At 71.2% G+C, this 14740-nt stretch carries 16 protein-coding genes and 1 other RNA gene; 9 read left to right on the top strand and 8 right to left on the bottom strand.

Features of this window, described 5'->3' with window-relative positions:
- Positions 1-17: 17 nt before the first annotated feature.
- Complete coding sequence (locus Hbl1158_RS08645; RefSeq protein ID WP_234296535.1) at positions 18-1745, bottom strand: phospholipase D-like domain-containing protein; 1728 nt, start codon at positions 1743-1745, stop codon at positions 18-20.
- A gap of 147 nt (positions 1746-1892) precedes the next feature.
- On the opposite strand from Hbl1158_RS08645, the gene Hbl1158_RS08640 reads away from it, so the two are divergent.
- On the top strand, positions 1893-2132 hold the full coding sequence (locus tag Hbl1158_RS08640) for a hypothetical protein (RefSeq protein ID WP_234296533.1): 240 nt from the start codon (positions 1893-1895) through the stop codon (positions 2130-2132).
- 60 nt (positions 2133-2192) lie between these two features.
- Here the strand turns inward: Hbl1158_RS08640 and Hbl1158_RS08635 are convergent, their stop codons facing one another.
- A complete protein-coding gene (locus Hbl1158_RS08635; RefSeq protein ID WP_234296531.1) occupies positions 2193-3506 on the bottom strand; it encodes a HEAT repeat domain-containing protein in 1314 nt (437 codons plus the stop codon).
- Positions 3507-3677: 171 nt separating this feature from the next.
- On the opposite strand from Hbl1158_RS08635, the gene Hbl1158_RS08630 reads away from it, so the two are divergent.
- Both Hbl1158_RS08630 and dpsA read left to right on the top strand, forming a co-directional pair.
- Positions 3678-4445 (top strand): carbon-nitrogen hydrolase family protein, encoded by a 768-nt coding sequence (locus tag Hbl1158_RS08630; RefSeq protein WP_234296529.1) that lies wholly within the window; start codon positions 3678-3680, stop codon positions 4443-4445.
- Positions 4446-4562: 117 nt separating this feature from the next.
- Positions 4563-5111, top strand: a complete 549-nt coding sequence (dpsA, locus tag Hbl1158_RS08625) for a DNA starvation/stationary phase protection protein DpsA (protein WP_234296527.1) — start codon at positions 4563-4565, stop codon at positions 5109-5111.
- Between the two features lie 86 nt (positions 5112-5197).
- Here the strand turns inward: dpsA and Hbl1158_RS08620 are convergent, their stop codons facing one another.
- Both Hbl1158_RS08620 and Hbl1158_RS08615 read right to left on the bottom strand, forming a co-directional pair.
- Positions 5198-5371, bottom strand: coding sequence for a hypothetical protein (locus Hbl1158_RS08620; protein ID WP_234296525.1), 174 nt, complete (start codon positions 5369-5371; stop codon positions 5198-5200).
- A gap of 99 nt (positions 5372-5470) precedes the next feature.
- Entirely contained in the window at positions 5471-6310 is an 840-nt protein-coding gene (locus Hbl1158_RS08615; protein ID WP_234296523.1) for a hypothetical protein, read from the bottom strand.
- A gap of 144 nt (positions 6311-6454) precedes the next feature.
- Between Hbl1158_RS08615 and Hbl1158_RS08610 the strand changes: the two genes are divergently transcribed.
- Positions 6455-7555, top strand: a complete 1101-nt coding sequence (locus tag Hbl1158_RS08610) for an NADH:flavin oxidoreductase/NADH oxidase (RefSeq protein ID WP_234296522.1) — start codon at positions 6455-6457, stop codon at positions 7553-7555.
- Between the two features lie 100 nt (positions 7556-7655).
- Positions 7656-8675, top strand: coding sequence for a hypothetical protein (locus Hbl1158_RS08605; RefSeq protein WP_234296520.1), 1020 nt, complete (start codon positions 7656-7658; stop codon positions 8673-8675).
- Here the strand turns inward: Hbl1158_RS08605 and Hbl1158_RS08600 are convergent, their stop codons facing one another.
- The 3 genes from Hbl1158_RS08600 to Hbl1158_RS08590 all read right to left on the bottom strand — a co-directional run bounded on the left by Hbl1158_RS08600 (position 8676) and on the right by Hbl1158_RS08590 (position 10663).
- Positions 8676-9065, bottom strand: a complete 390-nt coding sequence (locus Hbl1158_RS08600) for a hypothetical protein (protein ID WP_234296518.1) — start codon at positions 9063-9065, stop codon at positions 8676-8678.
- A gap of 6 nt (positions 9066-9071) precedes the next feature.
- Positions 9072-9398, bottom strand: a complete 327-nt coding sequence (locus tag Hbl1158_RS08595; RefSeq protein WP_234299500.1) for an OB-fold domain-containing protein — start codon at positions 9396-9398, stop codon at positions 9072-9074.
- A gap of 107 nt (positions 9399-9505) precedes the next feature.
- On the bottom strand, positions 9506-10663 hold the full coding sequence (locus tag Hbl1158_RS08590; protein WP_234296516.1) for a thiolase family protein: 1158 nt from the start codon (positions 10661-10663) through the stop codon (positions 9506-9508).
- Positions 10664-10763: 100 nt separating this feature from the next.
- On the opposite strand from Hbl1158_RS08590, the gene Hbl1158_RS08585 reads away from it, so the two are divergent.
- The 3 genes from Hbl1158_RS08585 to Hbl1158_RS08575 all read left to right on the top strand — a co-directional run bounded on the left by Hbl1158_RS08585 (position 10764) and on the right by Hbl1158_RS08575 (position 12031).
- Entirely contained in the window at positions 10764-11177 is a 414-nt protein-coding gene (locus tag Hbl1158_RS08585; RefSeq protein WP_234296514.1) for a hypothetical protein, read from the top strand.
- 156 nt (positions 11178-11333) lie between these two features.
- An RNA gene (gene ffs / locus Hbl1158_RS08580) (signal recognition particle sRNA) lies at positions 11334-11650 on the top strand.
- A gap of 108 nt (positions 11651-11758) precedes the next feature.
- A complete protein-coding gene (locus Hbl1158_RS08575; protein ID WP_234296512.1) occupies positions 11759-12031 on the top strand; it encodes a hypothetical protein in 273 nt (90 codons plus the stop codon).
- Positions 12032-12088: 57 nt separating this feature from the next.
- Here Hbl1158_RS08575 and Hbl1158_RS08570 read toward each other — a convergent pair whose 3' ends face one another.
- The gene (locus Hbl1158_RS08570) at positions 12089-13483 is read right to left on the bottom strand and encodes an NAD(P)/FAD-dependent oxidoreductase (protein WP_234296510.1); all 1395 of its coding nucleotides are present in this window, start codon (positions 13481-13483) and stop codon (positions 12089-12091) included.
- Between the two features lie 132 nt (positions 13484-13615).
- Here Hbl1158_RS08570 and Hbl1158_RS08565 point away from each other — a divergent pair, with 132 nt between their 5' ends.
- Complete coding sequence (locus tag Hbl1158_RS08565; RefSeq protein ID WP_234296493.1) at positions 13616-14719, top strand: zinc-dependent metalloprotease; 1104 nt, start codon at positions 13616-13618, stop codon at positions 14717-14719.
- The last annotated feature ends 21 nt before the right edge of the window (positions 14720-14740 follow it).

The following is a 14740-nucleotide window of genomic DNA, read 5'->3' as shown; positions in this document are numbered from 1 at the left end:
CGTAGCCGCCTCCCTCGTCAGCCGATCGGCCCCCGATCGTCGCCCGAACCTGGGTCGCCGAACGCGATGCGTCGCCGCGCGTACAGCACGGCTCCGGCGGCGCTCCCGACGGCGGCGACCGCCAGCGCGGGCGGAACCCCGGTCTCGCCGACGAGCCCGTTCCCGCTTCCTCTCTCGCGCCAGTCGGCTCCGAAGCTCTCGCGGTAGTAGCCGGCGACCGCCTCGCCCTCCAACGCGACGGCGACCTCGCGGTTCTCGCGGGCGCTCGTCGGGTTCCAGTTGAGCGACCCGACGACCGCGGTGTCGTCGGCGACGACGCCCTTGGCGTGGACCGCACCGAACCGACCGCCGGGATCGGCGACCCGAGCCTCCAGCGGGACGCCTGCCCGGTCGGCCCAGTCGTTCAGCCGCTCGACGAGCGCGGCGTTCTCCTCGGCGACGTACCACGCGTTCGACACCAGTAGCCGGACCGTCGCCCCGCGCTCGGCCGCACGGCGAAGCGCCGACAGCATCGGCCCCGATGCGACCGTCGGCTGGAGCACGTCGACGCGCTCGTCGGCGTCGTCGATCGCGGCGACGACGCCCGACTCGGCGTTGCCAGGCGCGGTCAGCAGGGTCGCCCGTTCGGCCCGGACGGTCGACGGCGGGTGCTCCTCGGGGTACGTTCCCTCGGCCGGCTCTGCCGGCGTGAACGACCCGTCCGTGCGGACGTCGTTCCACGCGATCGCGTCGATCCACCCGGCGTCCGATCGAAACAGCTCCGCCAGCGCCGCCGCCGCCCGGGCCGACTCGAGGGCGACGCCCCACCCGCGGTTGTCGGCTCCGCCGGTGCCGCTCGGCTTCCAGTTCTCGGTGAGCACGACCGCTGTGTCGTCGGCGACGGCGTACTTCGCGTGGTGGTAGCGGACCCGCGCGTGCGCCCCCGTCACGACGCGAACCTCGATCCCCGCAGCGACGAGACGGTCGAGCAGCCGGGCCTGCCGGGTCGTGACCCCGCCGACTGGATCGCCGTCGAGGAGCACGCGGACGTTCACGTCCCGGCGGTGTGCGGCGATCAGTTCCTCCGTGACCCGTTCGGAGGCGAAGGTGTAGCCGGCCAACAGGATCCGATCCTCGGCGCTCTGGATCGGTTCGATCGCCGGCCCCGGGGCGTCGGGGAGCACGAACGCCGTCGCGGACGCGGAACCGAGTGGGACGGGCTCGCGCGGGTCGAGGCCGACGGGTCGCCACGGCGGATCGGCGTCGCGGACCCACCGCTGTCCCTCGGGCGCGCGACCGTAGCGCACGGCGTCGACGACCGGGCCGTCCGGTCCCCCGCGGCGCAAAGCGACGCGCTCGCCGGCGTTCGACAGCGACAGGCCGCCGTCGGCCACGCGTCCCGGGGGCGGATCGACGAGCGCGTCCGCGTCGGCGGTCACGACGACCGCCCCCTGTTGACGCTGGTGGATCCGAACCGACGACTCCCCGTCGGTCACCGTCCAGTTGCCCGCGGGGAGTCTGACGCGCACGTACTCGCCGGCGTCGTCGGGGGCGACGGGGTTCGGAAGCAGGGAGACGATCCGCGGGCCGGGGCCGTCGGTCGCGGTCGACGCACTCGGCGACACCCCGGACTCGCCCGATGCGGTGAGAGACGCGGTCGGTGGCGCAGTCGGCGACGCGCTCGGCGATGCCCCCGCCGGAGCGACTGCCGGAGCGAGCGCTGTGAGACAGAGCGCGAGCGCGACGGCGACGGCGGCGCGTGACACCGCAACGGTCTGGTGTCGGTATCCGACTTGAACCCTCGCCACGCGGTCATCGTCCCCGCGGTGCGGTCGTCGCCCGGGGGGTTCAGACGCGGTCGACGCGGCGCGGCGGTCCGGTGAGCTTTTGCCCCGACGCGAGCGCGACAGGATATGGTCGCTCTCGGGGCGGGCGTGCGACTCGCCGGCGCGGCGCTCGGGGCCGTCGGCGGTGCCCTCATCGCCGTGGAGTTCTTCCAGGTGCCGTCGTACGTCAGCTATCAGGAGGAGTGGGACAGCTACGACGTGGACATCGCGCCGAACGAGGTGAAAGAACACACGATCTTGGGCCGCGCGGGCGGACTGCTCGTCTCGCTCGGGTTCGCGCTGCTGTTCGTCGGCGAACTCCTGTAGGACGGCGACGGCGGCCGTAAGAGGTACCGGACCCGCGATCGGCCGGGTCCCTCGGCGTCGTTACGCGGCGGGCTCGGCTTCCTCGGCGTCGTCGTCGAGGGCGTCGCGGGCCTTCTCGGTCTCGGTCTGGACGATGAACGCGCGGTCCTCCTCGACCTCGGCGGCCGCCTCCAGCGCGTCCTCGGTGCCGATCTGCCGAAGCGCCCACAGCGCGGCCGCGCGGACGGTGTCGGCCTCGTCGTTCGCGGCGGCGTCCGCCAGCGGGTCGACCGCGCGGGTGTCGCCGATCATGCCGAGCGCGCGGGCGGCGTACGGCCGGACCTCGTCGTTGTCCATGACGAGCTTGTTCGCCAGCGGCTGGACCGCGTCCTCGTGGCCGATCTCGCCGAGCGCTTTGAACGTCGCCTTCTGGAGCGTCGGGTTCGAGTCGGAGTCGACGTACTCGACGAGCGTCTCGACGGCGTCGTCAGCCGCCATCTTCCCGAGCGCGCGGATCGCCGGCTGGTCGCGCTTCTGCGCGCGCTGGTGCATCGCCTCGAAGGCACCGTCGTCGTTCATGCGGGTGAGCGCGTCCAGGCAGTTCTCCTCCATGAACTCCGACTGCAGCGAGTCGAGCGCGAGCAGCACCATGTCGACGTTCCCCTGCTGTTCGTGCTCCTTCAGGGCGGCCAGCTCCGGCGGGAAGTCCTTGTAGTGGCCGAGCACGTCGTAGAAGCCCTGCGCCTGGAGCTGCTCGTGGGTCTCGAGGTCGTCCCACTCCTCGGCGTCGTCGACGCCCGTCTCCAGCGCGTCGGTCGCCTCGAGCAGCGCGGCGATCGTCTCGTCGTCCTCGTCGGCGTCGAGGTCGGCGTTCTCGACGGCCGCCACGGCGTCGTCGAGCGCGTCGGCCACCGATTCGGGGTCGTCGTCGCCCGTGCGGTCGAGGTCCGCGTCGAGCGCATCGTTCGCGGCTGCGAGGAACTCGTCGACGACGCCCGGGAGGTCCGCCTCGCCGGCTTCCGTCCACCGCGTATCGGTGATCGTCGCCTGCGCGGACTCGATGCCGTCGATCACGTCCGACGCGTACGGGCCGCGCTGGTCCGCGAGGTCGTCGCGCTGGTCGGAGAGACGCGACTCCAGTTGCTCGCGCGGATCCTCAGCGTCCTCGTCGTCCTCGTCGGGCTCCGGAAGGTCGGCGCGTTCGAGGTCCGCCTCGATGTCGTCGAGGTCGGCCTCCACGTCGTCGAGGTCGGCCTCGGTCTCGGCGGCCTCGAGCGCCTCGGCGGTCTCGTCCAGCCGGGCGTCGAGGTCCTCCGCGGACACCTCGGGAACGAGTTCCGTCTCCTCGGCCTCCTCGGGGTCGCCTGACTCCTCGGCCGGGTCGTCGTCGCTCATGGCCGACGATGGGTGTGTCGGCTACAAGGGCGTTTCCATATTCCGGGCCGCCGCGACCGCGGACGCGACGTGGCGGGCGCGACCCCATCGTTCGGTCGACTTCGCCGTTCGGTCGACTCCGCCGTTCGATCGACCGCGGGCGTTTTGGGAGTCGCCCCCGACCGAACCGGCGTGCCAACCGTCGCCGTCCCTCAGCTCTCGATCGCGGATCTCGATCCCGCCGCGAACCTCGACGAGATCGCCGACCGCGTCGCCGCGCTCCCCGCCGAGGTCGACGCGGCGCTGTTCCCGGAGTACGCGATCACCGGGTTCGTCGCCGACGATCGCATCCACGACGTGGCGATCGACCGCGACGGCCCGGCCGTGGAACGACTGCGGTCGATCGCCGCCGCCGTCGACCTCGGTGTTCTCGCGGGCTACGTCGAGCGCGACGACGACACGCTGTACAACGCTCTCGCGTACGTCGGGCCCGACGGGGAGACCACCGTGTACCGAAAACGCCACCTCTGGGCGAACGAGGCCGACGTGCTCACACCCGGTGAGGAGCGGGTCACCATCGAGACGCCGGCGGGGTCCACGGGGCTCGTGACCTGCTATGACCTCAACTTCGTCGAGGACAGCGCCGCGTTCGCCGCCGCCGGGGTCGACGCGCTGTTCGTCGCCGGTGCCTGGCCGGCGGCTCACTCCGAGAACTGGCGGCTGCTGCTTCGCGCCCGTGCACTCGACGGGGTCCGCTGGGTCGTCGGCGCGGGTCGCACCGGCGCACGCGACGTGCCCGATGCGCCCCGCACGGCGTACGCCGGACGGTCGGCCGTGGTCCGCCCCGACGGCCACGTCGCCGCGGCGCTCAATCGAGACGAGCGCGACCTGATCGCCGACCTCGACCCCGCGGTGCTCGCCGAACAGCGGGAGTTCATTCCGGTTCTCGACGACGTGTGAGTCTCGTCGCGTCACCACCGTGTGTTCTCATACCACGAATCATATTTTGGCTATCCGAAAAAGAAGTTATCCAATGCCCGGGATTTAAGTGAGTTGCTCCCGTATCTCCAGGTACAGATGAGCACTCAAAAGCGCGTACTCAAGTCGGCGGGAACAGTCGAAGGCAGCGAGGCGCTCCGGATGGACGCCGAGAAGGCCGAGCAGATCATCGACGCACTCAACACGGATCTCGCGGCGACGTACGTCCTGTACCACCAGCTTCGCAAACACCACTGGAACGTCGAGGGCGCGGAGTTCCGCGACCTCCACATCTTCCTCGGCGAGGCCGCCGAGAACGCGGAGGCGTTCGCCGACGAACTCGCAGAGCGCGTACAGGCGCTCGGCGGCGTCCCGCACGCCTCGATGACGACGCTGACGGAGGAGGCCCCCGTCGAGCCCGAGGACGAGGACGTGTACGACATTCGCACGTCGCTGGCGAACGACATGGAGATGTACGGCGAGATCATCGAGACGCTGCGCGAGCACGTCGAGCTCGCGGACGGTCTCGGCGATCCCACGACCGGTGAGATACTCCGTCAGAACATCGTGCAGGTCGAAGATGACGCCCACCACATCGAGCACTACCTCGAGGACGACACGCTCGTCACCGGGGGCTCGATGGAGTAACTCGCCGGCACGAACTGCGGTCGTTCGACCGCCCGACTCCCGACTTCACGTTCTTACGCGACGACGCGACGACGACAGCCTCGCGCCTACCGCTCGAGATCGACCGTCAGGTCCGTCGAGATCCAGCCATCGGCGTTGCCGCTCTCGCTGAACACCGTCCTGTCGGGACACGTCCCGAGGGCGGTCACGTCGGTCGCTGCGACGGCGTCACGCTCGGGCGACGCCTCCTCACCCCGCTCCGCGAGCGCATCATGGGTCATTACCAGACTCTCGAGGGTGCGTGGACATATAGGTTTTGGTAGCCCTAAACGGTAGGGCGACCTAAACGGACGCCGCTATCGGCGATTCGCCGCGGTCGCTCAGTCGTCGCGACCGATCCCGCATCCGGAGATCGTGTCGCACTCGACGCCGCGTTCCTCGAGCGCGTCGACGACGGCGTTCATCCCGACGGCGTCGCTGGCGATGTGCCCGGTGACGACGAGGCTCTTCCCGGCGTCGGCGAACTCCTCGCGCAACTCGGCGGTGTCGCCCGCGCCGACGTGGATGTAGAGGACCGTGTCGACGCCGTGCTCGAAGTACGCTCGGGCGACCGACGCGCCGCCGTTCGTTCCCGCTGCGTGGTGGACGGCGACGTCGCCGAGGTCGTTGTCGCGGTCGCCGACGCGCAGGCGAACGTCCGTCTCGGCCGCCTCGAGTTCCGGGATCGTCGCGAGCGCGTCGACGAACTCGCCGGCCGTCGCGTCCCCGGCCAGGTCGTCGGCGACCTCGCGGAAGACGCGTCGGCCGTACTCGTCGGGCGCGAGGTGCGTGTTCAGGTACGGCTGGTCGAGCAGTTCGGCGACGCTCGGGTCGTGACGGTAGTTGCTGGAGTGACCGCCGTGGTCCATCCGCGAGCGGAGGTCCGCGACCGCCTCCTCGGCGGCGTCCTCCGGGACGCCGTGGGCGGTCATGAACTCCACTTGCGTGTCGAGCACCTCGGGGAAGTCCAGGCGGGCACCCATTCCCGTCGGGTGGTGCGCGAGCGCGAGATCGTAGCCCAGGTCGTGAGCGAGTCGGATCTCCGGCGACTCCAGGTCGATCCCGACCAGCGCGGTTTCGATGTCGTCGCCCGATACGTACACCGTGCTGTCCGCCGGCACGTCGTCCCAGCCGACGAGGTCGAGGCTGACCCGCATGATCTCGTCCGTGGAGAGTCCCATGGCCCGCCAGAGACCGACCGCGACTGAAAAGCCGCGGGAACCGGAAGCCCGACCGACGGGCCGTCGAGGGAGAGGGAACCGTCGGAAGGGGAAATCCCCTCCCTCGCCGCCAGCCGTTTGTACCGAGGCGGACGAGGGACGGCCATGGTCGACCACCTGTTCTCGCCGCTCACGCTGCGGGACACCGAGATCCCGAACCGCGTGTTCGTCTCGCCGATGTGCCAGTACTCCGCGCCCTCGGGCGCGCCGACCGACTGGCACCTGGTCCACCTCGGCTCGCGGGCCGTCGGCGGGGCGGGACTCGTGATGGCCGAGGCGACGGCCGTCTCGCCGGAGGGTCGGATCACCCCCCACGACGTGGGGATCTGGTCGGACGAGCAGGCCGACGCGTGGGCCGACACCGCCGCGTTCGTTCGCGACCAGGGATCGGTGCCGGCGATCCAACTCGCACACGCCGGGCGGAAAGCGTCGACGCACCGCCCCTGGGGCGACCAGGACGGTCCCGTCCCGCTCGATGAGGGGGGCTGGGAGGTCCACGCGCCCTCCGGGCCCTACCCCCGCGACGGCGACGAACACCCCACGAAGAGCCTCTCTCAGTCCGGGATCGAGGACGTGATCGACGACTTCCGGGCGGCCGCCGAGCGCGCACTCGCGGCCGGCTTCGAGGTCGCAGAGGTCCACGCCGCCCACGGCTACCTGCTCCACGAGTTCCTCTCGCCCGTCGCCAACGACCGCGACGACGAGTACGGCGGCTCCTTCGAGAACCGGACCCGACTCGTTCGCGAGGTGACCGAGGCTGTGCGCGAGGCGTGGCCCGACGACAAGCCGGTGTTCGTCCGGCTCTCCGCGACCGACTGGATCGCCGACCGGGAGTCGTGGGACGTAGAGCAGTCGGCGCGACTCGCGCCGATCCTGGCCGAGGCCGGCGCGGATCTGGTCGACGTGAGCGCGGGGGGCATCTCGCCTGCACAGGATGTGCCGTACGCGGGGCCGAACTACCAGCTTCCGTACGCCGAGGTCGTCCGCGAGCACGTCGTGGAGACAGGCACGGACATCGCCGTCGCCTCCGTCGGGGGGATCACGGATCCGACGCAGGCGGAAGCGATCGTCGCCAACGACCGCGCGGACGCCGTGCTCATGGCCAGGGAGTTCCTCCGGTCGCCGTACTGGCCGCTGCACGCCGCCGACGAACTCGATCAGGAGATCGAGTGGCCGGTGCAGTACCGACGCGCGAAGCCGCAGTAGCGCTTCGGCTCCCCGTTTCGTTTCCGCCTTTTCGGTCAGTTCGCTCGGCTCGCGAGACTCGTGCGAGCGTTTTTGTCCGGACGCGCCCAATGATTCGGCGATGAGCGCCCCCTCACGCGACCCCGCCGACGCCGATGACGTCGCGACGCTCGTCTCCGAGTTGGAGACGACGCTGTCGCGGCTCCGGACGGAGCTCGACGACCGCGACCGCGTCGAGCGTCGCGACGACCGATCGCGTGGTCGTGACGGACGCGACTCAGAGCGAACCGGTTCGTCACGGCGACCGGATCCGTCCCGTTCGTCCCGTTCGCCTCGCCCGCCTCGACCGCCCGCAGTCGGCGACCTCGCCCGGTTCACCTCCGACTACACGATCCCGACGGTCGTCGCCGTGCTGGAGGCGACGATCGAGGCGCTGGAGCTCCTCCAGGGCGTGATCGACCTCACGGCACCCGGCCGCAGCCCCGACCGCCGCGCGCGACGCGACCGCTCCGGCTTCGGCGGCCGCAGCGGCTCGATCCTCTCGGACGCGCTCGCCGACGGCGTCTCCTCGGCGACCGACCGCGCGACGACCGACGCGGCCGACGCCCTCGGACGGCTCCGCGAGACGCTCTCGGAGGCCGACCTCCCGGAGGACGAGGCGAGTCGAGACCTCGTCGCCGACGCGCGGGAGTTGAGCGCCGAGCTGGAGCGTCGCGTGCGCGAGTCGCGCGAGACGGTGGCCCGGGAGCGCGACCGCGAGCGTCGCGCGGACGCCGACCGCGTCGGCGACGCGGCCACGGGCGCAACCGCGGACGCGGGCGCGACCACCGACACTGACGCCGGCGGCCCCGTCACGATCGCCGTCGACGACCCTGGCGAGTCGAGTTCCGCGGGCGACGCCGAGAACACGGAGGACGCCGCCGGCGACGCTGTCGCCGACGAGAACGGGAAAGACGACGGTGAGGGAGACGAGCCCGAGTCCCCCGAGGTCGACGTGGACGCCGAGTTGGCGTCGATCAAGCGACAGATGGGCAAAGGCGGCGACGGGGAGGAGCCCGCGGCCGACGGCGACGCGAGCGACGAGGGCGACGAGAAGGGAGACCCGAACGCTGCCGACGGCGACGCGGGCGACGGCTCCTGATCAGTCCGCGAGCACTCGCGCGCGGACGAGTCGCTCTCCGCCGCCGGCGACGACCGCCACCAGGAGGATCACGGGCCAACTGAGCAGGAGCCAGCCAAGCGGCGTCGGGCCCACCGGCGTCGGCATGATCTCCGGGGCGACGTAGGTCCGCCACGTCGACGCGACGGCGACGGCGAACGTCACGCCCGCGAGCGCACCCGGTGTGACCAGCCGACGGGTCGCTCGCGCCCACCCCGCGGCGGCCCCGACCGCGGCCGCCCCCGGCAGCGCATACGCCGCAAGCACCTGATCGAGTGGCGGAACGCCGAGCATCGCCCACGCGGTCGCGACGAGCGCGGCTCCGGCGACCGCGCCGGCGACCGTCGCGCGTCGGGCGTCCGGGTCGATCACGGTCGGCTACTCGACGGGTCGGAACCGGAAGCCGTCCCACTCCTGACTGGCGGGCTCCCGGATGCCAGCCTCCGGGTCGCGCAACTCCTCGCAGTACACCGGCTCGACCTCGTCGCCGATGTCGATATCGCCCGTCGTGGCCTGACCGATGGCGCGGACGGGTTCGCCGTCCACGTCGAACTCGACGATCGCGATGTGGTTGGGCTCCCTGACGCCCGGCGGCGTCGCCTGCGATGTGGTCCACGTGACGACCTCCGCTGTGTACTCGCTCAGATCCACGGTCCCGACCGGCTCCTCGCCGCCCGGGCCGACCGGGTGCGCCGGGTAGGTGATCGATCCGTCCGGGTAGCGAGCGGCCTCGAAGGCGGGGGCGTCGTCGCGGGTCGCCCCGCCCCCCGCACCGTTCGCGGACTCGCTCCGCCCGTCCGCGCGCTCGTCGCTCACGCGTCCACCCCCTCGAAGATGGCGGTGGTAACGCAGTTCCCGAAGCCGCCGACGTTGCACGCCAGTCCGACGTCGGCGTCGACCTGACGCTTTCCGGCCTCGCCGCGCAGTTGCTGGACGATCTCGTACGCCTGGGCGACGCCGGAGGCTCCGAGGGGGTGTCCCTTCGACTTCAGACCGCCGGAGGTGTTGATCGGGAGGTCGCCGTCGCGGGCGGTCCGGCCCTCCTCGACGGCCTTCCAGCCCTCTCCCTTCTGGGCGAACCCGAGGTCTTCGAACTGGAGGAACTCCAGGATCGTGAACATGTCGTGTAGCTCCGCCACGTCGACGTCGTCGGGCGACAGATCCGCCATCTCGTAGGCCTGATCGCTAGAGTCGACGACGCCGCCCATCGTCGTCGGGTCGGCGCGCTCGTGGACGACGTGGGTGTCGGTCGCGCCGCCGATCCCCGTGAGGGTGACGTAGTCGTCCGTGTACTGCTCGGCGACGGAGACGGGACACAACAGCAGCGCCGCCGACCCGTCCGTGATCGGGCAGAAGTCGTACAGCCGGAGCGGGTCTGCGACGATGGGCGAGTCGAGCACGGTGTCGAGGTCGACCTCCGTGCGGAACTGCGCGTGCGGATTGTCGACGCCGTTCTTGTGGTTCTTTACGGCGACCTTCCCGAGACTCTCGCGCGGGGCGTCGTAGGTGTCGAGGTACAGCCGCGCGGTGAGGCCCGCGAAACTGGGGAGCGTGAGCCCGTGTTTGTACTCGCAGGGGTGGGTGAGCGAGGCGATCACGTCCGTTGCTTCCGCGGTCGTGCGGTGGGTCATCTTCTCGCCGCCGACGAGCAGCGTCATCTCGGAGGCCCCCGACGCGATCGACTGCCAGGCGGCGTAGATGCCCGCCCCTCCCGACGACGAGGTCTGATCGATCCGCGCGGTGTAGGCGGGCACGGCCTGCAGGTCGTGCGCGAGCGCGTTGGGGACCCCGGTCTGCCCCTCGAACTCACCGCTCGCCATGTTCGAGACGTACAGGTGGTCCACGGCGTCCGCCGGGACGCCGGCGTCGTCGAGGCAGGCCTGACCGGCCTCGGCGAGCAGTTCTCGTACCCACGCGTCGCGCTGCCCGAACTGGGTCATGGACGCGCCGATGACTGCGATCTCTTCCATACCCCCCCATCCGGGGCGGAGCACTTCGGCGTTCCCCTACCGGCGGAGGCGGACGGTCGGATCGGCGGGCGTTAAGTGCGACCCGCTCCGATCGCCGGACATGGACCTCGCCGACGCCGCGCCGACCGCCGGCATCGCCGCCTGCGTCGCCCTGCTGGCCGTGTTGGTCGCGCCCGTGCTCCTGATCGCCGATCCCGGAACCGGCCTGCGCGTCTACTACGCCGCCGGAACGCTGGGGGTCGCGGGCGTCGGCTTCCTCTCCGCGCTGTTGATCGTCGTGTTCCTCTCGGGGAAACAGGACCGAAGCCCGGCCGACACAGTCGCCGGCGTCGCCCTCGTCGCCGGCGTCGCCCTGTTCGCGATCGCGGTCGCGTGGGCGCTGGCGGTCGACCAGCAGAACCTCTTCTCGTTCCCCGCCTCCGCCAGTTGGATCGTCTGGCACCGCTGGGTCGTCGTCGCCGTCGCGGCGGCCGTCCCCGCCAGCGCCGCCGCGTACGCACGCGCTGTGGTGTAGCCACCGGCAGCGACACGGGATGATCTACTGCGATACGGAGTGAGTCGACGCTCGCCGTTACGCCCGGCTGGGGTCGATACATCGCTTCCGTCTCGCGGTTCTCGTCGACCGCGCTGACCTCGTATCGCAAGGCCCTTAAGCCACAGCGGACTACTCTGGTATGGACTAGGTCGGGCAGTTAGGCCCTGCTCGTCACCCGCGATAGAGTCTTCAGCGGGGACCGAACGCCGCCAGCGTCCGGGACGCCCGTCGCGGGCCTCGGAAGCTGACGGAGAAGCCTCGTCCGCCGGGGACGGCGGTCCGCCGGGACGCACCCGCAGGGGTGCGCGCCCGCGGTTCGACGGCGGCACCGGGCCAGGCGCGGAAGCGAGCAGCCCACCGCCGAACGTTCGTCGCTCGTCGGGTCGCGGGGCGGAGTCAGCGACCGGGATTCCCCCCGACGGAACTCCCGGGCAACGCCGGCCCGTCCGCCATTCATTCCGCTTTCAATTCGTCAGCGACGCCCTCGGCGTCGGCGACGGTGGACCGCGACCGCGAACCGCGACCGCAACCCCCGAGTATCTCCCGCCCGTTGTCCCTCCATGAGCAGCGCCGAGGCCGACGGGATCACCGCGAGCTACGAGGAGACCGACACCGAGCGCGTGCTGACGTTCGAGCGAGACGGCACGCGGGCGGCGGTAGCGCAGAACCTGGAGGGGTACGCGATGCTGAAGGTACGAACCGGCGGAGCCGACGGCGACGAACTGGAGCGATACTACGGCTTCGACATGGCGTTGGACCACGCCGCGGAGCTGCTCGGCGTCGCCGCCCACGACCTCCCGGTCCCCGACGCCGCCGCGGACATGGGGATGTGAGTACCCGACGCCGAGTAGCACCGACCGATCGACGCCGAAGACTGTCCTCCGCGGACCTCAGTACGTGTACTCGTCCTCGGCCAACTGGACGTACCGGCGGTCCCGATTCCGCCACTTTATCCACTGATAGCGAAGCAGGAGCTTCGTCGCGCCCCAGCCCGCCCCGAACTTCCGTTCGAACATCCGATACCCGCGCTCGCTGGCGAGCATCTTCCGGCCGATCCGGAAGGCGTCGTCCCAGTCGTCCGGACCGTAGTCGCGGCACAGTTCCGCCATGGCGACGTTTCGGAGCACCTCGTCGCCGATGGCGTCGTGCCAGCGGTCGTTGTAGCTCGACACGTCGCCCTCGGCGGCGAGTTCGCCGGCTATCGCGCCCGTGCGGACGGCGACGTGGTCGCCGCCCTCGTGGAACGCCGAGGTCGCGCCCATCGCGCCGCCTGTCACGCAGACGCCGGCGTCGACCGGGCTCTCGATGGGACGCGTCGAGGAGATCGGGTACGTCTCGGTTCCCTTCGTCTTGCCCGCGTCCTCGACGACGGGGAAGTCCTCCTCGATGTCGTACTCGTCCCCCCACTCGCGCTCGAGGATCCGGCGGACGTACTCGGAGCCGGCGGGGATCCGCTCGTCGTCCTCGCGGATGAGATCGTAGCTATCTCTGTCCTCGACGGAGTCGAGATCCATCCCGATCGGCATCGTCAGCCCGACGCGACAGACGCGGCCGGCGTTCGGGAACACCCACGGATAGGCCGTGTGACCCGGCATGACGCCCCACCAGAAGACGATCGAGCCGTCGACCTCGTCGTACACCTCCTCGGGGAACCGACGGTACTCCTGGTAGGCGATGTGGTTGTTCTCCGTCGAGGCGAGTCGGTCCGAGGCCGTCGCGTCCGCCGGGAGCAGTTCGTCGAGCACGCGGTTCGTCACCGTGCGCTGTGGGCCGTCAGCGAGCACGAGGAAGTCCGCGCCGATCTCCTCGTCCGAGGCGATCGAGAGGACGTGCCTGGGATCGTCGCCGCCGACGCCCGCGTCGGGGTCGGTCTCGACGCCCCGAACGGACGCCTCGACGCGGTACTCCGCGCCGGCGTCCTCCGCGCGGTCGCGCAGGAAGTCGTCGAATCGGGCGCGGTGCATCGTGTACCCGAACTCGTCGTAGCTCGATTCGATCCCCGTCGACCGGAGGGTGCACGACTCGGTCGGGCCGCGGAACTCCGCGCGGTCGAGGTGGTCCTGGACGACGCCCTCGGGGAACTCGTCGGGGTGGATCCCCATGATGTCGACCCAGTAGTCGAGGATGCCCGCGGCGTCCGTCGAGTCGGGCCCGAGGCGGTCGCGGTCCTCCCGCGGGACGCCCTTCTCCAAGACGAGCGCGTCGGCCCCACGCTCGGCGGCCGCGTGGGCGGCGGCCGACCCGGCGGGCCCCCCGCCGACGACCGCGACGTCGACTCGTTGCATGCTCCAAGGGGACCGCCAGTCGGTCTTAAATCGCCCGACACGCACCTGGGCGGCGGCCTCGCCCGGTCGTGCGATCCGTTCCCGGACGTTCCCCGGGGGAAGGCCTATCCCGTCGCCTCCCCGAGTCCGGACATGGATCTCTCGCGGAGCATCCGCGCGATCGCCGACGCCGCAGCGGCCCCCGACGGCGTCATCGACTGGGACGCCGTCGGGGAGGCGGCGAAGGGGGGCTGTGAGCCGGGCGACCTGCGGATGGGCCCGGCCGAGCGCGAGGCGTTCGCCGACGACGTGCGCGCCGCACGCGACGGCCTCCGCGACGCCTCGGGCGTCGAGTTCGACCTCCCCGACTCGGTCGAGGTGCAACACCGCCACCACTGGATCGACGCCAACGTCGCCACCTTCGAGCGCGTCCTCCGCCCGCTGGAAGACCACGCCGGCGGCGCGTTCCCCGGCGTCGCCCGGTCGCTCAACACCGGGACGATGGCGGTCACGGTCGCCTTCCTCGCGCGCAACGTGCTCGGCCAGTACGACCCGCTGCTTCTGGCCGAGGCCGACGGCGACGATCACGGCCTCTACTTCGTCCGCCCGAACATCCGCCAGGCGGCGGTCGATCTCGACGTGGGCTACCCGCGGTTCCGACGCTGGATTGCCTTCCACGAGGTCGCCCACGCCGCGGAGTTCGGGGCGGCCCCGTGGCTCCCCGGCTACCTCGAGGAGCGCGTCGAGGAGGGAATCGGCGCGCTCTCGGAGGGAGATGTCTCGCCGTTCGACGGGATCGGACTCGGGGATGGAACCGGGTTCGGACTCGGGGATGGAACCGGGTTCGGACTCGGAGACGGAACCGGGTTCGGACTCGGAGATGGTGACGGAACCGACGCCTCCGCCGACTCGACGGACGACCCCCGAGCGGCGTTTGCGGAACTCAACACGGCGATGACCGCCGTCGAGGGGTACGCCGAACTGCTGATGGACCGGGCGTTCGACGACGAGTACGACGACCTGCGAGCGAAGCTCGACGCTCGCAGACGCGGCGGCGACCCGATCACGAACCTGTTCAAGCGACTGCTCGGCTTCGGCATGAAGCGCCGCCAGTACGAGCGCGGCGCGGCGTTCTTCGCGGCCGTCGCCGACGAGACCGACCTCGAAACGGCCTCGCTCGTGTGGGAGCGCCCCGAGAACCTGCCCACCGACGCGGAACTCGACGACCCCGCAGCGTGGATCCGCCGGGTGGCGTGACCTCCCCGCGGGCTCCGTCTC

The organism is Halobaculum sp. CBA1158 (assembly GCF_021431925.1).
Taxonomy (GTDB): domain Archaea; phylum Halobacteriota; class Halobacteria; order Halobacteriales; family Haloferacaceae; genus Halobaculum.
This window is presented reverse-complemented; position numbering and strand designations above follow the sequence as displayed.